Source organism: Acidovorax sp. (assembly GCF_027492855.1).
Classification (GTDB): domain Bacteria; phylum Pseudomonadota; class Gammaproteobacteria; order Burkholderiales; family Burkholderiaceae_C; genus Acidovorax.
Genome location: NZ_JAPUDY010000047.1, coordinates 1 through 23547 on the forward strand (window position 1 = coordinate 1; position 23547 = coordinate 23547).

At 66.3% G+C, this 23547-nt stretch carries 22 protein-coding genes; 5 read left to right on the top strand and 17 right to left on the bottom strand.

Going from position 1 to position 23547, the window contains the following annotated elements; all coding sequences use genetic code 11:
* Positions 1–502, bottom strand: a 502-nt coding sequence (locus Q0105_RS08790; RefSeq protein ID WP_298210852.1) for an amidohydrolase family protein, incomplete at its 3' end; no start/stop codon positions are given.
* Between the two features lie 22 nt (positions 503–524).
* Positions 525–1217 carry a substrate-binding domain-containing protein gene (locus Q0105_RS08795; protein WP_298210854.1) on the bottom strand — a complete coding sequence of 231 codons (693 nt, stop codon included), beginning with the start codon at positions 1215–1217 and terminating at the stop codon, positions 525–527.
* Positions 1218–1385: 168 nt separating this feature from the next.
* On the opposite strand from Q0105_RS08795, the gene Q0105_RS08800 reads away from it, so the two are divergent.
* Complete coding sequence (locus Q0105_RS08800; protein WP_298210856.1) at positions 1386–2345, top strand: LysR substrate-binding domain-containing protein; 960 nt, start codon at positions 1386–1388, stop codon at positions 2343–2345.
* Positions 2346–2500: 155 nt separating this feature from the next.
* Here Q0105_RS08800 and Q0105_RS08805 read toward each other — a convergent pair whose 3' ends face one another.
* The 7 genes from Q0105_RS08805 to Q0105_RS08835 all read right to left on the bottom strand — a co-directional run bounded on the left by Q0105_RS08805 (position 2501) and on the right by Q0105_RS08835 (position 9111).
* A complete protein-coding gene (locus Q0105_RS08805; RefSeq protein ID WP_298210858.1) occupies positions 2501–3415 on the bottom strand; it encodes an NAD(P)-dependent oxidoreductase in 915 nt (304 codons plus the stop codon).
* 30 nt (positions 3416–3445) lie between these two features.
* The gene (locus Q0105_RS08810; RefSeq protein ID WP_298210860.1) at positions 3446–4177 is read right to left on the bottom strand and encodes an ABC transporter ATP-binding protein; all 732 of its coding nucleotides are present in this window, start codon (positions 4175–4177) and stop codon (positions 3446–3448) included.
* Positions 4170–4940 (bottom strand): ABC transporter ATP-binding protein, encoded by a 771-nt coding sequence (locus tag Q0105_RS08815; RefSeq protein ID WP_298210862.1) that lies wholly within the window; start codon positions 4938–4940, stop codon positions 4170–4172. Before Q0105_RS08815 ends, Q0105_RS08810 begins: the two co-directional genes overlap by 8 nt.
* Entirely contained in the window at positions 4937–5899 is a 963-nt protein-coding gene (locus tag Q0105_RS08820) for a branched-chain amino acid ABC transporter permease (RefSeq protein WP_298210864.1), read from the bottom strand. The genes Q0105_RS08815 and Q0105_RS08820 overlap by 4 nt, the downstream gene beginning before the upstream one ends.
* The gene (locus Q0105_RS08825; protein ID WP_298210866.1) at positions 5896–6768 is read right to left on the bottom strand and encodes a branched-chain amino acid ABC transporter permease; all 873 of its coding nucleotides are present in this window, start codon (positions 6766–6768) and stop codon (positions 5896–5898) included. Before Q0105_RS08825 ends, Q0105_RS08820 begins: the two co-directional genes overlap by 4 nt.
* Before the next feature lie 244 nt (positions 6769–7012).
* Positions 7013–8197, bottom strand: a complete 1185-nt coding sequence (locus Q0105_RS08830; protein ID WP_298210868.1) for an ABC transporter substrate-binding protein — start codon at positions 8195–8197, stop codon at positions 7013–7015.
* 137 nt (positions 8198–8334) lie between these two features.
* Positions 8335–9111, bottom strand: a complete 777-nt coding sequence (locus Q0105_RS08835; protein ID WP_298210870.1) for a GntR family transcriptional regulator — start codon at positions 9109–9111, stop codon at positions 8335–8337.
* Positions 9112–9400: 289 nt separating this feature from the next.
* Between Q0105_RS08835 and Q0105_RS08840 the strand changes: the two genes are divergently transcribed.
* Together Q0105_RS08840 and Q0105_RS08845 are read left to right on the top strand one after the other, a co-directional pair.
* Positions 9401–10456: an aromatic ring-hydroxylating dioxygenase subunit alpha gene (locus tag Q0105_RS08840; protein ID WP_298210872.1), complete on the top strand. Its 1056-nt coding sequence runs from the start codon at positions 9401–9403 to the stop codon at positions 10454–10456.
* A complete protein-coding gene (locus Q0105_RS08845; protein WP_298210874.1) occupies positions 10453–11430 on the top strand; it encodes a PDR/VanB family oxidoreductase in 978 nt (325 codons plus the stop codon). The genes Q0105_RS08840 and Q0105_RS08845 overlap by 4 nt, the downstream gene beginning before the upstream one ends.
* Before the next feature lie 67 nt (positions 11431–11497).
* Here the strand turns inward: Q0105_RS08845 and Q0105_RS08850 are convergent, their stop codons facing one another.
* The 3 genes from Q0105_RS08850 to Q0105_RS08860 form a co-directional block, all read right to left on the bottom strand.
* Positions 11498–11848, bottom strand: a complete 351-nt coding sequence (locus tag Q0105_RS08850; protein WP_298210876.1) for an HPF/RaiA family ribosome-associated protein — start codon at positions 11846–11848, stop codon at positions 11498–11500.
* A 107-nt stretch (positions 11849–11955) separates the two neighbouring features.
* Positions 11956–13965, bottom strand: a complete 2010-nt coding sequence (locus Q0105_RS08855; protein WP_298210878.1) for an adenylate/guanylate cyclase domain-containing protein — start codon at positions 13963–13965, stop codon at positions 11956–11958.
* Positions 13937–17506, bottom strand: a complete 3570-nt coding sequence (locus Q0105_RS08860; protein WP_298210880.1) for a TonB-dependent receptor — start codon at positions 17504–17506, stop codon at positions 13937–13939. The genes Q0105_RS08855 and Q0105_RS08860 overlap by 29 nt, the downstream gene beginning before the upstream one ends.
* A gap of 310 nt (positions 17507–17816) precedes the next feature.
* On the opposite strand from Q0105_RS08860, the gene Q0105_RS08865 reads away from it, so the two are divergent.
* Complete coding sequence (locus tag Q0105_RS08865; RefSeq protein WP_298210882.1) at positions 17817–18680, top strand: type 1 glutamine amidotransferase; 864 nt, start codon at positions 17817–17819, stop codon at positions 18678–18680.
* 35 nt (positions 18681–18715) lie between these two features.
* Here the strand turns inward: Q0105_RS08865 and Q0105_RS08870 are convergent, their stop codons facing one another.
* Positions 18716–19687 carry a pyridoxamine 5'-phosphate oxidase family protein gene (locus Q0105_RS08870; RefSeq protein WP_298210884.1) on the bottom strand — a complete coding sequence of 324 codons (972 nt, stop codon included), beginning with the start codon at positions 19685–19687 and terminating at the stop codon, positions 18716–18718.
* A gap of 163 nt (positions 19688–19850) precedes the next feature.
* Here Q0105_RS08870 and Q0105_RS08875 point away from each other — a divergent pair, with 163 nt between their 5' ends.
* A complete protein-coding gene (locus Q0105_RS08875; protein ID WP_298210886.1) occupies positions 19851–20774 on the top strand; it encodes a LysR family transcriptional regulator in 924 nt (307 codons plus the stop codon).
* Positions 20775–20841: 67 nt separating this feature from the next.
* Here the strand turns inward: Q0105_RS08875 and Q0105_RS08880 are convergent, their stop codons facing one another.
* The 4 genes from Q0105_RS08880 to Q0105_RS08895 form a co-directional block, all read right to left on the bottom strand.
* Entirely contained in the window at positions 20842–21210 is a 369-nt protein-coding gene (locus Q0105_RS08880) for a hypothetical protein (protein ID WP_298210887.1), read from the bottom strand.
* Positions 21211–21213: 3 nt separating this feature from the next.
* The gene (locus Q0105_RS08885; protein WP_298210889.1) at positions 21214–21684 is read right to left on the bottom strand and encodes a peptidylprolyl isomerase; all 471 of its coding nucleotides are present in this window, start codon (positions 21682–21684) and stop codon (positions 21214–21216) included.
* Positions 21685–21798: 114 nt separating this feature from the next.
* The gene (locus tag Q0105_RS08890; protein ID WP_298210891.1) at positions 21799–22899 is read right to left on the bottom strand and encodes a pirin family protein; all 1101 of its coding nucleotides are present in this window, start codon (positions 22897–22899) and stop codon (positions 21799–21801) included.
* A 152-nt stretch (positions 22900–23051) separates the two neighbouring features.
* Positions 23052–23537: a DUF1579 domain-containing protein gene (locus tag Q0105_RS08895; protein WP_298210893.1), complete on the bottom strand. Its 486-nt coding sequence runs from the start codon at positions 23535–23537 to the stop codon at positions 23052–23054.
* Positions 23538–23547 lie beyond the last annotated feature (10 nt).

The window sequence follows — 23547 nt, forward strand, 5'->3', positions numbered from 1 at the left end:
CGTAGATGGGGTACCAGTGGCGGTCGGTCAGCGGCGGGCTGGTCCAGTGGCCGCCCGAGGGATCGGGGTTCAGGTTGATACCCACGGCGCCGTATTCCTTGACGCACTTTTCCAGCTCTGGGATGCAGGTGGCCGGATCGACACCGGGCGACTGCGGCAGCATGGCCACGGGCACGAAGTGGTCGGGGAACAACGTGGACACGCGGTAGCACAGCGCATTGCAAATAGCCGCCCAGGTGCTCGACACATTGAAGTCGCCGATGTGGTGGGCCATGAAACTCGCGCGCGGGCTGAACAGCGTGATGTCGCTGCCGCGCTCCTTCATCAGGCGCAGCTGGTTGGTCTCGATGGACTCGCGCAGCTCGTCGTCGCTGATGTGCAGATCGGCCACTTTGGGCATGGCCGCCGGGTCTTTGATGCCGGCGATCTGTGCATTGCGCCAGTTCTCCAGCGCTTTGGGGGCCGTGGTGTAGTGGCCGTGGCAGTCGATGATGAGGCTCATTCGGTGTTCTCCTGTCGATGTTCTAGGCGGGCTCCATGCCCTGTTTTCGCTTGGCATCAGCGGCCTGCGGCGATGCCATGTAGGCCAACAGCGCACGCGCCGCATCCATCTGCTGCGACTGCGCGCCGATGCCTGCAGAAAACGTGGTGGTGATCTGGATGGCGGGCGGCAGCGGGCCGACGATGGCGATGCCCGGCACATGCAACAGCTCGCTCAATTGTTGAAAGCCCAACGCCACTTCGCCTTTGGCCACCAGCGAGCCCACGGGCACGCCGGGGGGCGCCTGCACCATTCGGCTGGCGATCTCGCCCGCAATGCCCCAGCGCTCGAACAGTTGGAGCAGGGCCACGCCGCTGGGCCCGGTGGAGACGCTGATGCTGCGCGCCTCCCGCACGGCCCGGCGCACGGCGTCTTCCGAGCCAATGTCGGGCAGCGGCGCACCCGCAGGCACCGCCAGGGCTACGCCGGAGTGCACCCAGTCCACCTTGCTGCCCGGCAGCAGGTGGCCTGCTGCCAACAGCTTGCCGATAGCGTCGGACGCGAGGATGACCACGTCGAAGACCTCGCCTGCTTGCACGCGCTTGGCGGCATCTACACCGCCCACCGATTCAATGGCCGCCTGAATGCCCGACTTCTGCGAAAACCCCGCCACCAAGTCGGCCAGCACCTGGCGTGTGGCCATGGAGGAAATGCCGCGAACCAAGGGCTGCGTCATGGCCTGCTCCCAGTCACAACATGGGTGGCCCAGGCGGTACAAGCGGTTGTATACATCCCTTCGATTGTGGGCAGCAGCGGCCCAAACATGAAGGCGGCACCGCCACTACCAGATATATCATTCCGTGATCGTTGACCTACAGCTATTGCAAATAGCAGAGCCTTACCTATGGACCTCAAGCAGATCGAATACTTTGTGCGGGTGGCCGAGCTGGGCAGCTTCACCCGCGCCTCGGTGGTGCTGGACATTGCCCAGCCCGCGCTGAGCCGCCAGGTGCGCCTGCTGGAGGTGGAGCTGCGCCAGAACCTGCTGGTGCGCAATGGCCGGGGTGCCACGCCCACCGAGGCAGGCAAGCTGCTGCTGGAGCATGGGCGCGGCATCCTGCACCAGGTGGAGCGCGCCCGCGAGGAGCTGGGCCGTGTGCGCGGCGCCCTGGCCGGGCGTGTGGCGATTGGCCTGCCGCCCAGCATTGCCAAGGTGCTGACGGTGCCGCTGACGCGCGCCTTCCGCGTGAAGATGCCCGACGCGGCGCTGGCCATCAGCGAGGGCCTCACGGTGGCCATGCGCGAGTCGCTCACCACCGGCCTGCTCGACATCGCCCTGCTCTACAACACCACGCCCGCGCCCGGCATCGAGACCACGGCGCTGCTGGAGGAAGACCTGTTCCTGGTGCAGCGCCGCAGCAGCAGCGGTGAATCCACCGGGACCGATGCGCAGGCCCAGGCGGCGCTGCCGCTTCATGATCTGCCGCGCTTTCCACTGGTCATCCCCACCCGCCCCAACGCCATTCGCATGCTGGTGGAGTCGGAGCTGGCCGCGCGCGGCAAACACCCGCAGATCAGCCTGGAGATCGACGGCGTGGCCGCCATTCTCGACCTGGTGGCTGATGGCGCAGGCTGCGCCGTGCTGCCCATGAACGCGGTCACCACCTCGGGCAATCCGGAGGCGTTCAGCACCCGGCCCATTCACGTCGCCAGCAGCGATGGCGAGGGAGAAGAAGACGGCGCCCGCCTGCGCAGCAAGCTCTTCATGGCGGTCAGCTCGCAGCGCCCGGCCACGCTCACACAGCAGGCGATGGCGGAGTTGATTCGCAGCACGCTGCAAGCGCTGTATGAAAGCCCCACTTGAGGCATCAGGCCGGCCCGCTTTCCATCAACCGTTCAGGCTGAGCTTGCCTGTCCTGAGCTTTGTCGAAGGGTCGAAGCCTCACGCAGCGCTTCGACAAGCTCAGCCTGAACGGTAGGGGGTGGTTGCAGGGTGAAAAGGAACAGGCCGCTGCAACATCAACCCTTGATGGAATTGGTAGGCACGCTACCCAGCAGCCGATCCGCATAGTCCTGCCACGGCGCGTCCTTGGGCAGCCCTTGAAAGACGCCCTCGCGCGCCAGATCGGCCACCCACTGCTGCTTGGCGGCAATGGCCGATGCCATCAGCGGTGCCATGCCCGCCTCGTCCACCGTGTGGGCCGACTCGCGCATCTCTTCAGCGCGGCGCTGACCGTGTTGCACCACGCGGCTGAAGAAGTAGCTGCCTTGTTTTTGCCAGTCGATGGAGGGAAAAGTTTCGACCAACGTGGGCAGCACATGGTCTTCCACACCGTAGTGGCGGGCCGTGGCGTAGCTCTCGATCACCAGCGCCTCCAACCCCTTGATCATGATGCTGCGGCACATCTTGATGGCGCTGGCCACGCCCAGTTGCTCACTCACCGGCTTGGCATCCATGCCCCATCCCGCCAACACGGCCGCCAGCGCTGCGGCCTGGGGGCCACCCAGCAGCATGGGCACGCGGATGCCGTAGGGCGGCACCGAGGTCATCACGCCCGCCTCCACATAGTGCGCGCCCTGCGCTTCGATGAGTGCTGCCGCTTGCTGCTTGGTGCCGGGCGAGGCGGAGTTGAGGTCCAGGAACACGGTGCCTGCGCGGATGTGCTGCGCGGCCTCTTGCGCCACGGCCAGCGTGCTGGATGCGGTAACGGCCGAGATGATGCAGTCGCAGCGCTCGCACAGCGCACGCATCGAATCCACCGCCACCACGCCCGCTTGCGCAGCGTGCTGTCGTTGCGCATCGCGCTGCGCCAGGTTGGCAAACTTCAGGTCCCAGGCAGCGACGGACGCCACGCCCGGCCGACCCTGGAGGCCCGCGCTGAATATCTTGCCCACCTCGCCGTAACCGACGAGACCGATGTGCGCAATATTCATGGCCGTTGGCATCGTATGGCGTGGCTCGGCTTATCGGGCCACACCCAGCAGGCGGTCGAGCAGCTCGGGCTGCGCGCTCAGCTCGGCGGCCGTGCCGGTGTGCACCACCGTGCCCCGGTCCAGCACGGCGGCACGGTCGGAGATGGCCAGAATGGCCTGCGGATGCTGCTCCACGATGATGGCCGACAGGCCCTCTTCGCGCGTGATGCGGCGGATGGCGCGCAGCAGCTCTTCCACGATGATGGGCGCCAGGCCTTCGAGCGGTTCGTCGAGCAGCAGCAGGCGTGGGTTGAGCACCAGCGCGCGACCCACGGCCAACATCTGCTGCTCGCCGCCAGACAGTTGCGTGCCCAGGTTGGTCTTGCGCTCGGCCAGGCGCGGAAACATCTCATACACCCGCTCTGGCGTCCAGGGCCGTGCGGCGGAGCCCTTGCGGCCGGGGCGCGCCACGGCCGTGAGGTTCTCGTGTACGGTCAGCGACTTGAAGATGTTGCGCTCTTGCGGCACCCAGCCAATGCCCGCAGCAGCGCGCTCATGCGACGGCAGTTTGTGCAGAGCCACACCGCCCAAACTCACGGTGCCCGCATGCTGGCGCGTGGCCCCGGCCAGGGTGTTGATGAGCGTGGTCTTGCCCGTGCCGTTGCGGCCCAGCAAGGCCAGTGTGTCGCCTTCGGGCAGCGCCAGCGAGATGCCCTGAAGCACCACGGCCTCGCCGTAGCCCGCGCTCAGGCCTTCAATGCACAGCAATTCGGTTTTAGACATGGGCGTTCTCCCCATGGCCCAGGTACACCGCCTTGACCCTCGGGTCGTTGGCGATGGTGTCGGGGTCGCCCTCGGTAAGCACCGTGCCGTTGACCAGCACCGTCATGCGGTTGGCGAAGCTGAAAACCAGGTCCATATCGTGTTCGATCAAAAGCACCGACACGTCGGCGGGCAATGCCGCCACGGTCTGCAGCAGTTCCTCGCGCTCGCCTGCAGGCACGCCAGCCACGGGCTCGTCGAGCAGCAACACGCGCGGCTCGCAGGCCAGGGCGATGGCGATCTCGAGCAGGCGGCGCTTTCCGTAGGCCAGCACGCGCGTTTCCTCGGCCATCACCGAGGTCAGGTGGAACTGCTCCAGCAGTTGCTCGCAGCGCTCGGTGACGGCGCGGCGCGCGCCCAACGGCTGCCACCATTTACCGCCCAGACCTTGGTGCTGCGACACGGTGAGCGCCAGCGTCTCCAGCGGCGTGAGGGTGTCGAACAACTGGTTGATCTGGAAGGTGCGCACCATGCCGCGCTGCACGCGCTGGTGCGGCGCCAGGCGCGTGATGTCCCGGCCTTCGAGGATGATGGAACCTTCGGTGGGCTCCAGCACGCCGGTCAGCAGGTTGATGAGTGTGGTTTTGCCCGCGCCATTGGGCCCTATGAGCGCGTGGCGCGCACCTTTTTTCAGGTTGAGCGTGACGTTGTTGGTGGCGGTGATGCCGCCAAAACGCATGACCAGGCCCTGCGCGGAGAGCACAGTGGTGTTGTCGGTGTTCATGTTTTCCTCCCGAACCAGGTCCAGGGGCGGAACAGGCGGTCACGCCCCACCAGCACCAGCACCACGAGGAACAGGCCGATCCAGAATGTCCAGTACTGCGGCGTGACGGACGAGATCACGTCCTGCAGCAGCTTGAAGCCGATGGCGCCCAGAATGCCGCCATAGAGCCAGCCCACGCCGCCGATCACCAGGATCAGCATCACATCGGCCGAGCGGTGGAACTCGAACAGATCGAGCGACGCAAAGCCCGTGGTCTGCGTGAGCAACGCGCCCGCAGCACCCGCCAGCGCAGCGGCCAGCGTGTACACCTGCGCCAGCTTGGCCGTGACAGGGATGCCGATGGCCATGGCGCGCAGCCGGTTGTCGCGAATGGCTTTGAGCATGGCGCCAAAGGGCGATTGCACGATGCGCCGCGCGAGCAGGAAGAAAACGAACAGCACGGTGAGCGAGTACCAGGCGGCCGTGCGGCCATACAGATCGAACTCGAATTTGCCGAGCACGGGGCCCATCACCACACCCTGCAGGCCGTCGGCGCCGCCGGTCAACCAGTCGAGCTTGTTGGCCAGCTCCAGCATCACAAGGCCCACGCCCAGCGTGACCATGAGGCGCGTGAGGTCGGTGCCGCGCATGATGGTGAGCGATGCCACTGCCCCCAGCACCGTGGCGGCGGCAATGCCCACCACCAGGCCCACCAGCGGGTCGGGCATTACATGCTTGGCAAACAGCGCCGCCGCATAGCCGCCCAGGCCAAAGAAGGCCGCATGGCCCAGCGAGACGATGCCGGTGTAGCCCAGGATCAAATCCAGCGACAGGGCAAACAGCGCGACGATGGCGATCTCGTTGATGATGAGTGCATGGCTGGGCAGCGCCAGCGGCGCCACGAAGGCCAGCAGCCACAGCACGGGCTCCCACCAGCGGAAACGGCGGGCCTGCAACAGTGCGTTCTGCGAGGTCATCATTTGCCCCCCTTGCGCACAAAGAGGCCTTGTGGGCGCCAGATGAGGATCAGGATCATGAGGCTGTACACAATGAAAGCGCCCAGCTTGGGGATGTAGTACTTGCCAGCCACGTCGGCAATGCCGAGCAGCAGTGCGGCCAGCAGCGGGCCGGTGATGGACGAGGTGCCGCCCACGGCCACCACGATCAAAAAGTAGATCATGAACTTGAGCGGAAAACTCGGGTCGAGCCCCAGCACTTCAGCACCGAGCGCACCGCCCAGCCCGGCCAGTCCCGATCCGAACGCGAAGGTGGACAGGAACACGATGTTCACATTGATGCCCATGCCCGCAGCCACGCGCTGGTCGTCCACGCTGGCGCGCAGGCGGCTGCCGAAGCGGGTTTTGGTGAGCACGTACTGCAGGCCCACGGTGAGCGCCGCGCACACCGCAATGATGAACAGCCGGTAGTGGCCCATGCCCAGCATCAAGGCGCCGCTACCGATTTCGGTGCGGCCCTTGAGCCACTCTGGCAACTGCATGATCTGCTGCGTAGAGCCCACGAAGTAGTCCACGCTGGCCACGGCCATGAACACGAGGCCGATGGAAAACAGCACCTGGTCCAGATGGGGCTTGTTGTAGAGCGGGCGGTACAGCGTGCGCTCCAGCACCCCGCCCAGCAAGGCCGTGCCCACAAAGGCCAGCGGCAGGCAGACGAGGAAAGGCACATCCAGGCGCTGCATGAGCAGCACGGTGATGTACCCGCCCGCCATGGCAAAAGCGCCGTGCGCCAGGTTGATGAAGTTCATCAGCCCCATGGTCACGGCCAGCCCCACCGCCAGAATGAACAGCAGCATGCCGTAGGCAACGCCGTCAAAAAGAATGGTCAGCATGAAATCACTTCAATGAAGACAAAAAATGAGCCATCGCACTGAGGCCGTGGAGGTGCCGCGAACAGAAAAGGCTATCGGCTCAACGAGCCAGGCCCGGCTTCGACAGGCTCAGCCCGAACGGATCAAGAGAGAACACCGCCCGCAAATACTGGCCCGCCCCAGGCAATGGCCGCCCCGCCGCTCGGGCGGCAACAAAGGGTGGCCGCATCCGGCGGACACACCGAGCGGGTTACGGCTCAGGGAGTTACTTGGTTTTTCCGGGGTCCTTGACGTCCTTGATCACGTCGAACTCCACGTTGTAAAGCTGGCCGTTCACACGCTCCACCTTGCGCAGGTATACGTTCTGCACGATGTCGCGGGTCTGCGCGTCGATGAACACCGGGCCGCGCGGGCTCTCGAAGACCTGGCCCTTCATGGCGGCCAGCAGCGCATCGCCACCGCCCGCGCCCTTGGTGGTTTTGAGCGCTTCATAGATCACGCGCATGCCGTCATAACCACCCACGGCCATGAAGTTGGGGCGCAAGCCTTTGTTGGCCTTCTCGAAGGCTTCGACAAACTTCTTGTTCAGCGCCGAGGGGTGTGCAGCCGAGTAGTGGTGCGAGGTGACCACGCCCAGGGCGCCATCACCCATGTCGTTGAGCTGGTCGTCATCGGTCACGTCGCCGGTGGCAATCAGCTTGATACCGGCCTTGTCCATGCCGCGCTCCAGGAACTGCTTCATCACCGCAGCGCCCGCACCCGAGGGCACGAAAACGAACAGCGCATCGGGCTTGGCATCGCGCACTTTTTGCAGGAAGGGGGCGAAGTCGGGGTTGCGCAGCGGCACGCGCAGGGCCTCGGTCACCTGGCCGCCGTTGAAGGTGAGGCGCTGGTTGAAATACTTCTCGGCGTCGATGCCGGGGCCGTAGTCGCTCACCAGCGTGACCACTTTCTTGATGCCGTTCTTGGGTGCCCAGTCGGCCAGAGCCACAGACACTTGCGGCAGCGTGAAGCTGCTGCGCACCACATAAGGCGATGCCTCGGTGATGCTCGATGTAGCGGCAGCCATGACCACCAGTGGAGTCTTGGCCTGCGTGGCCAGCGGCGCCGTGGCCATGGCCGACGGCGTGATGCCCATGCCAGCCAGCACGTTCACCTTTTCGTTCACCACCAGTTCTTGGGCCAGGCGGCGCGTCACGTCAGGCAGGCTGGTGTCGTCCTTGATGATGAGCTGCACCTTCTTGCCCGCCACGGTGTCGCCGTTCTGCGCCATATAGAGGCGCGCGGCGGCTTCGATCTGGCGGCCGGTGGTGGCCTGCTGGCCCGTCATGGGCAGGATCAGGCCAATCTTGAACACGTTGTCCTGCGCCATGGCAGGCAGCGCGGCCAAGCCGGTGGACAACACCACGGCGGCAGCAGCCGAGGCACGAAGAATGTGGCGTTTTTTCATCGATGTCTCCTGTGAAATGTCGCTGTATACAGAAAAATGCTGGCCGCAGTGTGGCGTGGGCTGCGTTATTTCACAAGCAGAAATTCAAGCATTCAGGTATAGCCAAATGACATAACCCAACCCTTCGGAAAAGCCCCTCAGGCCCGCTCGCGGATCAGCCCCACGCCGGGCAGCCCCTGCACTGCAGAGGCTTGCACCGCCGCCAGCAGGTTGCGCCGGGTGATGCGCGAGTGCTCGCGCATGATGGCCTCGGCCCGCGCGCCTTCGCGCCGCTCGATGGCGTCGAGCGCCTGGCGGTGCTGGTCTTGCGCCACCACCAGCATGTCGCGCGCCTGCGATGAATGCGTCTGCACCACTACAAAGGCCGAGGGCGATGCAAACGGCAGGCCCTTGACCCGGTCCAGCTCGCGCGCCACCACGTCGCTGCCCACCATGCGGCTGAGCAGCAGATGAAAGCGCGCGTTGAGCTCCACATAACGCGAGAAGCCCTCGTCATCCAGCGTGGGCGGGGCCAGGGTGGCGTCGATGGCGTCCAGGCAGGCATGGGCGTCAGCCAGCACGGCGGCGTCCACGCCGCGCTCGGCCGCCAGGCGTGCGGCCAAGCCTTCCATGGTGCCGCGCAGCTCAATGGCGTCGGCCACATCGGTCTCGGAAAACGTGCGCACCGCGTAGCCCCCGCCGGGCAGCCGGTGCAACAGGCCCTCTTGCTCCAGCCGCATCAGCGCCGCGCGGATGGGCGTGCGCGACACGCCGAGCTTTTCGACCAGCGTCAGCTCGGCAATGCGCGCGCCGCCGGGCAGTTGGCCCGCCAGGATCATTTCGCGCAGCCGCAACTGCGCCTTGACCGCCTGCGAGGCACCGGCTTCAGCCGCCTCGCCAATGGAGGCCATGGCCTGGGGTTCGGGGTGTTTCATGGGGCGGGCAGCGAACTGGATAAAGAAGGATGTGGAAGGGGCTGCAAGGCGCAGCGCGCTTTACCCAGAATGTATACATAAACGCATTCAACATCCACCCCACAATTTTTCGCACTCATAAAAAACAAGCACTTAAGTCCCATATCAAAGTGCGATAACTGCTTTACGGGATTTTTATGTATACATAAAAATCGATTTTTTGCACAATCGACCCAGAATATTCGCGATCTGCCGGCTGGCTGTATACCAAGCCTGCGACGACCCATCCACCCCACGGAGAGAGACAAGCATGTTCCCCAAAAATGCCTGGTACGTAGCCTGCACCCCCGACGAGATTGCCGACAAGCCCCTGGGCCGCACCGTTTGCGGCGAGAAGATCGTTTTCTACCGCCCCGCACCCGACCAGGTCGCCGCACTCGACGACTTCTGCCCCCACCGAGGGGCCCCGCTGTCGCTGGGCTCGGTGTGCGAAGGCCACCTGCAATGTGGCTACCACGGCCTGCGCGTGGAGTGCACGGGCAAGTCGGTGTCCATGCCCGGCCAGCGCGTGCAGGGCTTTCCCAAGGCGCGCAGTTTTCCGGTGGTGGAGCGCTACGGCTTCATCTGGGTGTGGCCCGGCGATGCCGCGCTGGCCGACCCCGCCACCATCCACCACCTGCCCTGGGCCGACAACCCGGAGTGGGCCTACGGCGGCGGGCTGTACCACATTGCCTGCGACTACCGCCTGATGATCGACAACCTGATGGACCTGACGCACGAGACCTACGTGCACGCCACCAGCATCGGCCAAAAAGAGATCGACGAGGTGCCTTGCAAAACCCGCGTGGAAGGCGACGAGGTCATCACCAGCCGCTTCATGGAAGGCATTGAAGCCCCGCCCTTCTGGAAGATGGCGCTGCGCATGAACGGCCTGCCCGACGACCAGCCGGTAGACCGCTGGCAAATCTGCCACTTCACGCCGCCCAGCCATGTGCTGATCGAGGTGGGCGTGGCACTGGCGGGCCATGGCGGCTACGACGCGCCAGCGGACAAAAAGGCATCGAGCATCGTGGTGGACTTCATCACGCCGGAGACCGAAACCTCCATCCACTACTTCTGGGGCATGGCGCGCCACTTCAAGCCACAAGACCCTTCGCTCACCACGCAGATCCGCGAAGGCCAGGGCAAGATTTTTTCGGAAGACCGGGAGATGCTGGAGCTGCAGCAACAAAACCTCACCCGCTACCCTGATCGCAAGCTGCTCATGCTCAACATCGACGCGGGCGGCGTGCAGTCGCGCAAGATTTTGGACCGCTTCCTCGCGGCCGAGCGGGCCGCTGCGCCACAGCAGGCGGTGGCCGCATGACCGCGCAGGAGACGCTGCAGGTCCGCGTCACCAAAAAACAGATCGAGGCCGAGGGCATTGCCAGCTTCGAGCTGGCGCGGTTGGACGGCACTGCACTGCCACCGTTCAGCGCGGGCTCGCACATCGACGTGCACCTGCCCGGCGGCAAAGAAGGCGGCTTAGTGCGCCAGTATTCGCTGTGCAACGCCTCACACGAATCACACCGCTACCGCATCGCCGTGCTGCGCGACGCGGCCTCGCGCGGCGGCTCGGTGGCCATGCACGACAGCGTGCACGAGGGCGATGTGCTCACCATCAGCACGCCCCGCAACCACTTTGCGCTGCACCCGGCAGAGCGCACACTGCTGCTGGCAGGCGGCATTGGCGTGACACCGCTTTTGTGCATGGCCGACCGGCTGGCGCGCAGCGGCGCCAACTTTGCGCTGCACTACTGCACCCGCTCGGCCGAGCGCACCGCGTTCGCCAAAGAGATCGCCGCATCGCCCATGGCGCTACACACGCAGTTTCACGTGGACGCTGGCGCCCCCGAGCAAAAGCTCGACCTGGCCGCCGTGCTGGCAGCCCCTGGGCCCGGCAAGCGCCTGTATGTGTGTGGCCCGGCAGGCTTCATCGACCACGTGGTGGCCACCGCCAAGGCCCTGGGCTGGGCGCAGGACCATATCCACCTGGAATACTTTGGCGCCCCCGCGCAGGACACCTCGGGCGACCAGGGCTTTGAGGTGCGCATCGCCAGCACCGGCAAGGTCTATGCGATTGCGCCCGACGTGTCGGTGGTAGAGGCGCTGCGCGACCAGGGCATCGACATCCTCACATCGTGCGAGCAAGGCGTGTGTGGCACCTGCCTCACGCGCGTGCTGGAGGGCGAGGTAGACCACCGCGACATGTATCTGACGGACGAAGAGAAGGCCAGCAACGAGCAGTTCATGCCCTGCTGCTCGCGGGCACGCAGCCCGCTCTTGGTGCTGGATCTCTGAAATACTCCTGATTTGATAGCTGCTAGCGCTTGATTAACAAGCGCTAGAGGCCAATTTCATTCAAATCTCACTCTTCGGACGCAGCCCGGATGGTATCGCGGCCATTGCGGTCCTTCACGCGGCCCAGGTCGGTGTCGAGTGCACGCGCCAGCTTGTCCACCGCGCCGGTGAAAGCCACAGCCATCTTGTCGGCCTCGTCGGTCACGGTGACGGGCTGACGGCCGGTCACGCGGGCCTCGATGCGGCAGCGCTTGTCATTGGCGCCCGATTTGCCCGCATCCAGATCGGCCAGAAACACCTCCAGCCGCGTGATGTGGTCCTGAAACCGCGACAGGCGGCTTTTGGATTCGTCGGTGATCCATTGCGCGAGCGACTCGCCGCCGTGGATGTGGTCGTCGGTGTTGACTTGTACTTGCATGGTCGTGCTCCTTGAAGTGGGTTCCAGGCCTCCATCCTCGCACCTTTGGAGCACCCTGCCGTAAGAACCTGTGCATCGGCGGGTTTTGATGCCGCCCCAAAGCCGCTTCAGAGCTTGTCCAGGGCCACGGCAGGTGACCAGTCAGCCCCTTCCGGCAGAGCCCGCGCCACGGCTACGCGCTCCTGCAAGCGCAGCGCGGCCAGGTCACCGGGCAGACACCGCAGCACCTCCGCCAGGGACTGCATGGCGCCGTCCCAATCCCGGGCATGAAAGGCGTCGAGCGCGGCCTGGCTGGCCTGGCACGCCACCACATCGTCACAGGGCGTGAATACGCGCACAGGCTCGGTCTTGCCCTTGACGATCACATCGTCCAAAGCACGCAGAGCAACGCTGCCCGGTAGTTGTGCCGCCGTCGCCCCCGACAGCAGGATACCGGTGCCAAAGGCCTTGTTCGCGCCCTCCAGCCGGGCCGCGAGGTTCACCGCATCGCCAATCGCCGTGTACGAAAACCGCTGTTCGGACCCCACGTTGCCCACCACCACCCGCCCGGTGTGCAGGCCGATGCGCATGCGGATCGGCGGCAGGCCGCGCGCGGCAAGGTCGCCCACCAGCGTCTGCATGGCCTGCTGCATGGCGATGGCTGCGGCCGCAGCGTGCTCAGCATGCTGAGGGTCGTCCAGCGGTGCGCCCCAGAAGGCCATGACGGCGTCGCCGATGAACTTGTCCACCGTGCCGCCCGTGGCATGCACGATGGGCGTCATGGCATTGAAATAGCCGGTGAGCACCTCCACCGTCTGCTCGGCGCTCAACTGTTCGGACAGCGTGGTGAAGTTGGCCAGGTCAGTGAACATCAGCGTGACCTCGCGCGCCTCGCCACCCAGGCGCAGGAGCTCGGGGTGGGCGATCAGCCGTCCGACCACGGCAGGCGGCAGGTACTGCGCGAGCATGGCGCGCGTCTGGCGGGCCCGCTGGCGCACCAGTGCATAGGCCACCAGCGCCGACGCACCGTACATGGCCACCGCGCCCACCGCAGGCAGCAGGGGCGGCCACCAGATGCGATAGCGCGCAAACAACCACCACGACACCGCCCCCATCGCCACCACCAACCCGACCGTGAGCGAAGCCGCACCCGCCGGGTGCAACCCGCGCCCCGCCCACAGCAGCACCGGCAGCAGCAGCACGGTGAGCGCCAGCGTCCAGCCCTCGGGCGCACTGCGCAAGCCACTGCCTGTGAGGAAATTTTCCACCAGCGTGGCTTGCAGCTCCACGCCAGGGAACAGACGGTCGCCGCCCGCCGTGCCGAAGGGCGAGTTGAACAGATCGCCCTGTGTGCGCGTGATCTCGGTCGCCGTGCGCACCGACCGCCCCACCAGCACAATTTTGTCCTTGAAGAAGCCCGCCGGCAGCATGCCGGGCTCCAGCGCCTGGTAGTACGAGTGCGTCTCAAAGCTGCCACGCGGACCCCGGTAGCCGATCCAGTCGAAATCATGGAGAGGCTGCGCCCGGCCCAGCCCCTCGGCGGCCCGCTGGGCCAGCCGCCGCGCAAAGCCCGCATCCGTCACCGGAGGCCGCCGCACCACAAAGTCGTCATCGGGCTCCACCCCCGCGTCACCCGCATCAGCCCCCACATCCACAAACCGCCGCAGTGGCAGCACGTCCATCCACAGCGCAGCGCTGGGGCTGTCAACCTTCTCACGCATGGAGGCCAGCACCACCGGCGCGGCGCGGGCAATGGCGCGCTCCAGGGTCGCGTCTTCGGCTTCGGCAGAGGGGTCGGCAAAGACGATGTCCAGGCCCACGGCGGCGGCACCATCGGCGTGCAGGCGCTCCAGCAAGGCCGCATGCAGGCTGCGCGGAAAGGGCCAGGCATGCTGCAGCGCCTGGAAACTGGGCTCGTCGATGGCCAGGATCACCACGGGCAAGGCCGAGCGCTTGGGCGCCGCGAGGGCCGTGAACACGTCAAAGGTCTTGAACTCCAGCGCGTGCCAAGGACGGCTGAACGAGGCGGCCACCACCAGCGCCAGCGCCAGCAGGCAGGCCGCCACGGGCCACCAGGGCTGACGGAGCCACACCGCGCGCGGCGCGGCGTCAGAAGCGGTAGCGGGCGTCCAGGACATACCGGGTCTTTCGGCGGTCGGACTTCGGCGCCCACAGGTTCAGCGCGGCCACGCCCACCACCCAGTGCTTGTCCAGCGACTCCCAGAAGCCCATCAGATCCACCCCCCAGCCCGGAGCAATGCGCGTGAGGTTCTCCTTGTCCTCAAAACGCTCGGCCCGGTACACCGCCCGCCCGCTCAGGTACAGACGCTGCGGACTGACCCAGGTGGCTCCCAGCACGGCCGTGTGGCGCGGGATGTAGGGGATGCGGCCCACCGGCGCATCCGCTTCGAAGCTGCGGCTTTCGCTGTCCTGGTAGAGGTACTTGGCGTAACCCGACCAGCGCCTGCTGAACATGTGGTTGACACCTGCGGCCAGGGTCTTGAGCGTGCCCGTGTCGAAACGGGGGGTGTCTTCCAGCAGGTCGGTGGAAGACAGATTGACCAACTGGGCGTTGCGCATTTCCTCCAGAAACGGCAGGCTGGGCGTGCGCAGGTCCACGCCCACGGTACCTGGGTTTCGCACCCGCAGGTGGTCGGCGCGCACGCTCAGAAAGGTGTTCTCGCCCAACTCCATACCCAGTTGCGCCACGGTACGTTTGTGGCGGCCGCCCGCTTCCACCAGGCGGTCTTCGACCGGGATGCCCGCCGTCTCCACGCTGGTAAGCGTGGAGACGCTCAATGGCCGCAGCCAGTCCTGGTAGGCCATGCGCACCGTGGTGCCCGCCGCGGGCCGCCACACGGCGCCGACACGTGGGGTGACCACACGTTCCATCTCTGCGCGGTGCGTCGCCTCCTCGCCCAGTTGCTCCAGGTTCACCAGGTAGTGCCGGGTCAGGCCGTCCACGCGGTGGCGTATCTGGTGCAGGCCCAAGGCGGCGTCCAGGCTCAGCGCGGCATCCAGGCGCTGCGTGGTCGCCAGGGTCAGGCCGGTGTAGCGGCGGTCCACATGGTTGAAACCGTCCACCAAGAGGTAGTCACCAAAGGCACCCAGCCCCGGCAGGTCGGCCACCACGGCGGCCTGCCCCGCAATGAGGTTGTTTTGGCGTTCACGCACATGCTCCAGGGCGACGCTCCAGCGGCTGCCGGGTGCGGTGTCCACCGTGTGGCGCAACTGCAGGTCGTTGAACTGCTTCTTGGGTGCACTGCCTACCCCCATCACGGTCACAAAAGGCGGCGCCAGGTACAGAGTGGGATAGTCCTGCAGCAGGATGTCTTCGATGCTGCGCCCCAGCTTGATCCAGGTCTGCTCGGTGGGGCCCCAGCGGTAGGACATGCCCAGTGCACCCTGCGTGGTCTTGCTGTCCATGCGCGTCTCGGACCCGAACAGGTTTTGGCCTTGAAGGCGCATGTCGAACTGGTTGGCATAGGCAAACAGGTTGATGCGCTCCGTGGGCTGCATGCCCACACCCGCTGTCACCACGCGCGCGCGCACTTCGCCCTGGCCGGCCACCACGGCGGGCCGGTCGTTGACCTGCAGATCAAACGGAAACGCGCGCGCGTCGGCAGACTGCGCCTTGAAGAACCACGACAAGGGCACTTGGCTGTTGTCCATGCCATTGAGTGTGACGGCGGGCGCGCGCATGCGGTAGACATCGTTGTCCAGCGTCACGCCCACCGAACCATGCACGCCAGGCTGCTGCAGCAACGACGAATAGCGCTGGCTCGCGCCAAACGCCATGGGGTCTGCCAGAAAGCCCTGAAACAGCGCTGAGTTCTTGTTGAATTCCCCTGGGTAACGATCGGCCAGGAACAAATGGCTGCCGCCCCAATACGGGTAGAAGCTCTGCTGCGCCAGCTCCAGCGCCCAGTCCTCCATGCCAAAAAAAGCCAGCGATGCGCCCAGGTTGGCGCTGCCCTTTTGATCATTGGCCACCTGGTTGAGCGACTTGAGATAGGGCATGCGCACCACGGCGGCGCGGGCCGCCTCCACCGCCTCGCCAGACTGGAACAGGTCGGTGTGGATTTGCGCGAGCATCATGTAGGGCACCGGGTCCTTGTCGTCCAGGCTGCTCGCCTGTTGCAGGGTCGTCAGTGCGTCCTGGTGGCGGCCCAACTGGTAGTAGGCCACGGCCATCCAGGTTTTGGCGCGTGCATAACGGGGCTCCATCACGCCCGCACGCAAAAAGGCATCCAGCGCCGCCTGCGGCTGGCCCTGCTTGAGGTGCAGCAGGCCCTGGCCCGTGAGCGCCACGTAGTCCGCCGGGTTGTCGCCCAATGCAGAGGCAAAGGCTGTCTCTGCTTCGGTGAACTGGTTCACAAAGGTTTCGAGCGTGCCCAACTCGCCCCAAGTGCCGGGCTGCTGTGGTGCCAGGGCCAGTGCCCGCCGCAGGTTCTCACGGGCTGGGCCAGGGTCTTCGCGCTCAGCGTGCGCGCTGCCCAAACCCTGCCAGCCACGTGCATCGCCTGCGGCCAGTTGCGACGCCTCGGTGTAGGCGGCCAGCGCGGCGGGCGCATCCCCCTGACGCCGGGCGAGCTCGGCGCGCACCAGTGCGAGTTCTGCGTGCGCAACTCCGTGCTCCGGAGCCAGCGTGGCGGCAGCATCCTGAACACGGTCGCCCAGCATCTGCGCACGGGCCAACTGGGCCACCAGGGCAGGATGGACCGGCCAGCGCTGCTGGGCGGCGCGCAGGGTGTCTATGGCCGCTGCGCCTTCGCCTTCCATCAATTGCACGTCGGATTGCATCAGCCAGACCGCCAGCGGTGCGGCCGGCTGCGCCACCTGGCGGGCCAATTGCTCGCGCGCGGCTGCCAGCTCGCCCGCTTGCAGGGCGATGGCGGAATCCAGCGCGCCCCCCCATGGGGCGGGCACGCTGCCACGGGCTTGCGCCAGCGCGGCGCGAGCGCCCGGCAGATCGCGCACCGCCAGAGCGGCGCGCACGGGCACCAGCGCTTCGGGCAAGGGCTCGGCGGCCAAGTGCGGCACCGGGTCTGCGCGCAGCGCGTTGACCCACTGGATGCGGTCGCGCGGCTGGCTCAGCACCAGCTTGACGGGGGCCTTGCCCACTTCAGCGATGGCCGCCTCGTTGGTGCCCACGGACACCTGACCCTGCGCGTTGGCGAACTCCACCGTGCCGGAGAGCACCGTGATCAGTGTGCGGCCATCACCCTCCACACTGATGTCCCAGTCGGTGCCGCGGATCGCCGCCGTGGCGGCGGGGGTCTCCAGGTTCAGGCGGCTGCCGTCGGCGCGCTTGGTCTGCGTCCAGGCCCGGCCCGCGCTAAGCATCAAGGTGGTGATCGGCTGGGCAGGTGTGGCCACAGCCTTGACCTGTAGCACGGTGTTCTGGTGCAGGCGCAGCTGGGTATCGTCGGCAAACACCACCCCCATCCGCGCGGCCTGGCGTGTGCGCACAAAGTCGCCCGCCGCCAGGGCCTGCGCCTGGCGGGCGGGGGCCCAGTCGGCGGCGGTGGCTGAGCGCTGGTCGCCCTGCCCCTGCAGGCTGATGATCTCGGCGGCGGCGCCTGCGGGCACGGCGGCCTGGGCGCAGGCAAAACAAGCGGAGGCGGCCAACAGCGCAAGGGCCGTGAACGCAGGCAGGCGGTTTTTTTGATAGGGCATGGCGTGGCTTTCTCGGAAGGCAGGAAGACAGACGCGGTACCGGAGGCCCCTCCCAGGCCCCACGTGATCAGAAGAAATTATCGCGAGCCACGGCGCACAAGCAGCGGCTGACAACCAGGGGGACAGGCCCATTTCATGAAGAAAGCCACATTTCTCGGCACCACAACGCTGCGTTCTCCCTTCCGCGCCCATCCCGCCCTCCGGCACGGCCCTTTCCTACAGACGCCACACCAGCGCGGTGATACAAATCAGTAGTACCCTGGATCGCAATCACCGCACGCCCCGTCCGTGCCGCCTGGAGCCCCCAACCATGCCTGCAGCCCGCCGCCTCAAAATTGGCCTGTCCGCCTGTTTTCAACACGCCGACCCCGCCCGCCCGCTCTTCACGGGCAAAACCCTGCAGTATGTCGAGCAGTCCATCGCCCACTGGCTCATGTCAGCCGGGGCCATGGTGGTCATGGTGCCTTGCCCCACCGGGCCTACGGCGCGCGGCGACGTGACGCTGGACCACTATGCCGAATGGCTTGACGGCGTGGTGATGCACGGCGGCGCCGATGTGTGGCCGGGCAACTATGGCGAGGAGCCCCTGCGCGATGAATGGGTGGGCGACCGCGTGCGCGACCTGTACGACCTGGCCATGGTCAAGGCCTTTGCCCAGGTCGGCAAACCCATTTTTGGCGTCTGCCGGGGCCTGCAATTGATCAATGTGGCGTTTGGCGGGGCGCTCTACCAGGATCTGGAGACGCAGCACCCCGGCGCACAGTTGCACCGCAACGCCACCACCTACGACCAGCATTTCCACGACATCCACATCGTGCCCGGCACACACCTGTCGCAGCTTTACCCCGAGAAGCCGCGCGCACGGGTCAACAGCATCCACCACCAGGGCATCAAGCGGGTGGCGCCGGAGTTTGTCGTCGAAGCCTTCAGCGAACCCGACGGCGTGCCCGAAGCGATCCGCCTGCAGCCCGCGCCAGGGCGCAGCTACATTGCCGCCACACAATGGCACCCCGAGTTCCACCAGGGCGGCTCGAACACCCTCGACGACACGGCCATCCTGGAGGACTTTTTGTCCGCCTGCGAACAGGCCAAGGCCAAAACATCGCGCCACCGCTCGCCCCTGCGCGAGCGGGCATCGCGGCTGCTGCGTAAGACCTTGGCAAAACAGGAATAGCGCCCTGGCGTTGACCCCGCCGCGCGCTGCGCCTGCTACACATCGGCCGCTTGGTGCCGAAGCGCCTTGAACTGGGGCGCCTCAACGGCTTTTGTCCAACGCCACGGCAACACGTCGGGCCGCCACAGCGCGCGCAACACGGTGAGTTGCAGCACACGCTGCGCACCGGGCCAGGGCGCGCGCGCCGCGTCGTCCCACAGCAGTTCGGCACGGGCCGCAATGTGCAGCAGCCCCCCTTGCACATAGTCCACCACCAACAGGCCAGCCAGCGGGTGCAGCGCCAGGTTGCCCAGCGTGTTGAAGTATTGATTGCCCGGGTAGTCGGGCAAACGCAGCACAACGCCATGCGCGGTCTGCTCGGCGTGCACAAAGCCGGGCTCGCCCCCCCGGTGCGACACATCCAGGCCTTCGTTGCGCGCGCTGCCTGGTTGCGCGCCAGAGGCGCTGGCGATGAACAGCGTATCGGCCTGCTGCACGCAGGCAAGGGCCTGCGCATCGAGTGCCGCGCCCAGCACCTGCACCGGCCCAGGGGGCGCAATCTCAGTGCGCAGGCCCGGTACACGTGCCTGGATGTACTGCGGGCAATTGCCAAAGCTCTGCACCACCGCGATCGACAGGCCCTGCGCACCAAAGGCGGCCACCGTGCCATTCACACGATTGCGGCGCCGGGTGTGCGGCTCCAGCCCCAGAACACCCACGGGTGCACCCAGTGACAGGTTGGCCAGCACCGGGTCGGCGGCATCGGGTGCGGCAGCAATGTCCACCTGCCAGGCGTTGGGGGTCTGCACAAAGCCGGGCGGGCCCGCCAGCATCGTTGCCCAGGGTTGGCCCTGCCCATCCAGCGCGCCCAACAGCAGTGTGGGCAGGTTTTCAAGCAGCAAACGGTGCGCGTCAGGCATGTGGTCGCGCATCACCAAAGGGCCGATGACGGCCATGCGATCGCGCAGGCCCACCCGTGCCTGCAGCGCCTGCTCACCTGCGTGAAAGGCGTCGGCGGTGGTCGTCATGCGGCCGCCTCCATGCATGGGACTGAGCGAAATAAATGAAGTGCGCGGGGTGCCATAAGAAGTCCCTGTGGAAGACGTGTTGAAACAGGCCATGACCTTATCCATTGCGCCAAACGGCGTTAATAGCCATAGTGCGGCTTTCATAATTTCGCGAACCGAAACAATGGACCACCTCGATACCTTGCGTTGTTTTGTGGCCGTGGCCGATGCAGGCGGTTTTGCGGTGGCGGGGCGGCGGCTGGGTTGCTCAGCAGCCGCCGTCACACGCGCGATTGCGGCGCTGGAGGCGCGGCTGGGGGTGCTGCTGTTTCAGCGCAGCACACGCATGGTGCGGCTGACCGAAGCGGGCGAGCGCTTTCTGGCCGATTGCCGCCCCATCCTGAGCGACCTGCACGAGGCCGAGCAGGCTGCCAGCGGCGCGCAGGCCGAGGCGCAGGGGCTGCTGTCCATCACCGCACCACAGATGTTCGGCACCGTGCATGTGGCGCCCATCGTGCAAGGCTTTTTGCAGGCGCAGCCGCGTGTGCAGGTGCGCACCTTGTTCGTCAACCGGCTGGTGCACCTGCTGGAGGAGGGCATGGACGTGGCCATCCGCATCGCGCACTTGCCAGACTCAGGGTTGACCGCTCTGCAGGTAGGGGCCTTGCGGCGGCTGGTGGTGGCATCGCCCGACTATCTGGCGCGCAACGGTGTGCCGCAGCACCCGCAGGATCTGGCGCAGCACCGGGCGATTGCGTTCTCGTTCGACACCCGCGCTGCCGCACCGTGGAAGTTTCGGGATGGACTGATGGGCAGCCCGCAACTGGCGTGGATCAGCAATGCCAATGAGGTGGCCATTGAGGCCGCCGAGGCAGGCCTGGGCCTGACGCAGTGCCTGGCCTACCAGGCCGCCGCAAGCTTGCGCGCAGGCCGTCTGCGCATCGTGCTGGCCGAGTACGAGCCCCCGCCGGTACCCGTGCACATCGTCTACCCCGCCGGACGGCGGGCGCCCGCCAAGGTGCGGGCCTTTGTGGAGTTTGCACGCGAGCTGCTGGCGGCTGTGCCGGTGCTGCAGGGCCGGGGGCTGGCGCGGGGTGGGAGGCGCTGAATTTGATGCTTTTGGGCCGCTACCGCTTATCCATTAAGCGCAACAAGCTATCAATTGAAGAGCATTTCTAGAGAGAAGTGGGGCTGCTAAACCAGACCGCAGCAATAACCAGCGCCAGCACCACACACCCCACCAGGGCAGATGCCGTGCGGCCTGGTATTTCATCCCATTCGAAATGAAGAATGCCGGACACCGTGTCTGCCACGGCATCGGCAGCGCGCGCGCGGAAGATGAACCCCAGCACGGCAAAAATAGCCCCCATGGATTGCACCCAGTGGCGCAGCACCGGGTCCATGCCGGGACCGTCGTAATTGAGCGAATAGGCCAGGCCATACAGCCACCATCCCGCCACGCCGATGAGCGCGCCAAAGAACAGGCCGATCAGCGCATAGCCCAAGCGGTCAAAAAGGCCTTGCATCGCGGCGGCCTTCGTCATCCATCAATGCTGGTGCCCGTGCGCCCCATGCACATGGCGGTGCGCAATTTCTTCCGCACTCGCGGCGCGCACTTCGGTCACCTTGCAGCTGAACTTCAGCGCCTGGCCTGCCAGCGGGTGGTTGCCGTCCAGATGCACTTCGGGGCCCTTGATCTTGACCACGTTGAACACGGCGGGCTGGCCGTCGGCGCCCATGCCTTGCAGTTGGCCGCCCACCTTCACGCCGGGGGGAAACTCGGCTTTGGGAATGGTGCGCACCAGGCTTTCGTCGCGGGCGCCGAAGGCGTCTTCCACGGCCAGGTCGAGCGCGGTGGCAAAGCCCACGGCCTGGCCTTCCAGGGCGGCTTCGACCTTGGGGAAGATGTTGTCATAGCCGCCGTGCAGGTACGACAGGCTGCCCGCGTCCAGCGGCTTGCCCTCTGGCGTGGTGACCTTGTAGGTGATGGTGACGGCAGAGTCTTTGGTGATGGTCATGATGGCGTTGCGCTTTCAGTCAAGGGTGCGGCGCGGGGGCAGTGTGCCGTTTTTTTGCACACCACCCCTGCGGGGATCAAAACCCCGGATTGTCCACGAGGCGCCCGGCGCGGGTCAGGCCGTTGCTATTGCCGTTGCCGTCGCCGCGTCTGCAGGCCGCTCTTCCTCGGCCTGGCCGGGGTAGCGCGCAAACCGCCGCGCCTCGCTGCCGTGCACCGGGTCCTGCTCAGGCCAGGGCCAGCCGCCAAACTGAGTGCGGCGGTAGTCGTTCATGGCCTGCATGATTTCGGCCTGCGTGTTCATCACGAAGGGGCCATACTGCGCCACGGGCTCGCCAATCGGCTGGCCTTGCAGCACCAGGCATTCCGCCACGGTGGCGCCGGTGTTGGTCAGCAGCCAGTCTTGCCCGGCGCGCACTTCCAGCGCGGCGTGGCGGTCCACGTCCTGCGGGCCCACGCGCAGGCTGTCACCCACAAAGAAGTACAGCATGCGGCGCGTGTTGGCCCCCTTGGCAGCGGGCAGCACCCACTGCGCGCCAGGCTCCAGGCGCAAGGTCCAGATCGCCACATCGGCCTCAGGCTGCGAGGCCCAGGACTCGGGCGGCGGCGCCAGCGGCGCGGCGGCACCGGGCAGCGCGCCCGCGACCACCGTCACCGTGGTGGCGCGGCCAGCGTCGTCGCGGTGCACCAGGCGCGGAATGCGCTCGTCCCACAACATGGTGAAGTGGGGCTCCACCATCTTGTTGCGAGCGGGCAGGTTCAGCCAGATCTGGAACAGCTCCAGCGGGTTGGGCTCGGTGGCATTGAGCAGCGGGAACATCTCGGAGTGCTGGATGCCCTTGCCCGCCGTGACCCACTGCACGTCGCCCCCGCCAAAACGCGCGGCCGCGCCCAGCGAGTCGGCATGGTCGATGAGGCCCTTGCGCACCAGCGTCACGGTTTCAAAACCACGGTGCGGGTGGCCGGGGAATCCGGGCACGGCATCGCCGTGGTACATGCTCCAGCCGTCTTTGCGACTGAAGTCGCTGCCGATCTCGCGCCCTTCCAGCGACACGGCGGGCGCCATCGCGCCGTTGCCTGCAGGGTAGGCATCGTCATGGTGGGCGCAGAACAGAAACGGGTCGAGCGTGGGCCACTGCGGACCCAGCAACTGCGCCCGCACGATGGGCAGGCTGGCGGCAGCAGGCGAAGACACGGTGGAAGTAGGCGACGACATCAGAGAAGCTCCTTGGAGTTGCGCCACCGGCTATCGGGCGGCACGCCTGTCAAAGATATGGCCAGATGCGCCAATAGGAAGGGCGCTGCGTGGAACAGTCCCATGCAGTGCGCAGGACAGTGGCGCAGCCCCTTCCGACTCGCCGAACAGGATCAGGCCGCTTTTCGCAGATACCGCGCCCGCATGAAGGTGTTCCAACTGCCATCGCTCTGCAGGCCCGACGAGGTCAGCGTGCGCTCATTCGCGCTCACCAGGGTGATCACGTCGGTATAGCGCGTGGTGGTGCCGTCGCCCTCGAAGCTCGGGCCCTCGGCCTCCAGCGTAAGCACTTTCTGGCTGGCATCCAGCGTGCCCCGGTAGTTCCACATGTGGGTCATCATCGAGCCAACCCAAGTGCCGATGAAGGCGTTCTGCGCAGGGTCGTAGCCCAGCGTCATCTGCGTGCGCGCATTGCCGCCACCAGGCATGGTGCCCGTGCCTTCAAGGGTCACCCACAGGTCGCCCAGCGCACGCCCGTGCTCGGTGCCCTTGGCCTGCGCAGGCGACTCGCCGGGCTCCATGTCGCAGCTCGATGTGCTGGTCCAGTCGCCCAACAGTTGTTGCAGCCAGCGGTGCATGGCGTGAGGTTCAGGGTTCATCATGTTGTCG

Coding starts and splice junctions, on each gene's coding strand:
- Q0105_RS08865 (WP_298210882.1), top strand. CDS start 17,817: ATGCCTGCAGCCCGCCGCCTCAAAATTGGCCTGTCCGCCTGTTTTCAA.
- Q0105_RS08850 (WP_298210876.1), bottom strand. CDS start 11,848: ATGCAAGTACAAGTCAACACCGACGACCACATCCACGGCGGCGAGTCG.
- Q0105_RS08820 (WP_298210864.1), bottom strand. CDS start 5,899: ATGATGACCTCGCAGAACGCACTGTTGCAGGCCCGCCGTTTCCGCTGG.
- Q0105_RS08895 (WP_298210893.1), bottom strand. CDS start 23,537: ATGAACCCTGAACCTCACGCCATGCACCGCTGGCTGCAACAACTGTTG.
- Q0105_RS08860 (WP_298210880.1), bottom strand. CDS start 17,506: ATGCCCTATCAAAAAAACCGCCTGCCTGCGTTCACGGCCCTTGCGCTG.
- Q0105_RS08840 (WP_298210872.1), top strand. CDS start 9,401: ATGTTCCCCAAAAATGCCTGGTACGTAGCCTGCACCCCCGACGAGATT.
- Q0105_RS08875 (WP_298210886.1), top strand. CDS start 19,851: ATGGACCACCTCGATACCTTGCGTTGTTTTGTGGCCGTGGCCGATGCA.
- Q0105_RS08855 (WP_298210878.1), bottom strand. CDS start 13,965: ATGTCCTGGACGCCCGCTACCGCTTCTGACGCCGCGCCGCGCGCGGTG.
- Q0105_RS08870 (WP_298210884.1), bottom strand. CDS start 19,687: ATGACGACCACCGCCGACGCCTTTCACGCAGGTGAGCAGGCGCTGCAG.
- Q0105_RS08815 (WP_298210862.1), bottom strand. CDS start 4,940: ATGAACACCGACAACACCACTGTGCTCTCCGCGCAGGGCCTGGTCATG.
- Q0105_RS08810 (WP_298210860.1), bottom strand. CDS start 4,177: ATGTCTAAAACCGAATTGCTGTGCATTGAAGGCCTGAGCGCGGGCTAC.
- Q0105_RS08795 (WP_298210854.1), bottom strand. CDS start 1,217: ATGACGCAGCCCTTGGTTCGCGGCATTTCCTCCATGGCCACACGCCAG.
- Q0105_RS08825 (WP_298210866.1), bottom strand. CDS start 6,768: ATGCTGACCATTCTTTTTGACGGCGTTGCCTACGGCATGCTGCTGTTC.
- Q0105_RS08830 (WP_298210868.1), bottom strand. CDS start 8,197: ATGAAAAAACGCCACATTCTTCGTGCCTCGGCTGCTGCCGCCGTGGTG.
- Q0105_RS08835 (WP_298210870.1), bottom strand. CDS start 9,111: ATGAAACACCCCGAACCCCAGGCCATGGCCTCCATTGGCGAGGCGGCT.
- Q0105_RS08890 (WP_298210891.1), bottom strand. CDS start 22,899: ATGTCGTCGCCTACTTCCACCGTGTCTTCGCCTGCTGCCGCCAGCCTG.
- Q0105_RS08885 (WP_298210889.1), bottom strand. CDS start 21,684: ATGACCATCACCAAAGACTCTGCCGTCACCATCACCTACAAGGTCACC.
- Q0105_RS08800 (WP_298210856.1), top strand. CDS start 1,386: ATGGACCTCAAGCAGATCGAATACTTTGTGCGGGTGGCCGAGCTGGGC.
- Q0105_RS08845 (WP_298210874.1), top strand. CDS start 10,453: ATGACCGCGCAGGAGACGCTGCAGGTCCGCGTCACCAAAAAACAGATC.
- Q0105_RS08805 (WP_298210858.1), bottom strand. CDS start 3,415: ATGAATATTGCGCACATCGGTCTCGTCGGTTACGGCGAGGTGGGCAAG.
- Q0105_RS08880 (WP_298210887.1), bottom strand. CDS start 21,210: ATGACGAAGGCCGCCGCGATGCAAGGCCTTTTTGACCGCTTGGGCTAT.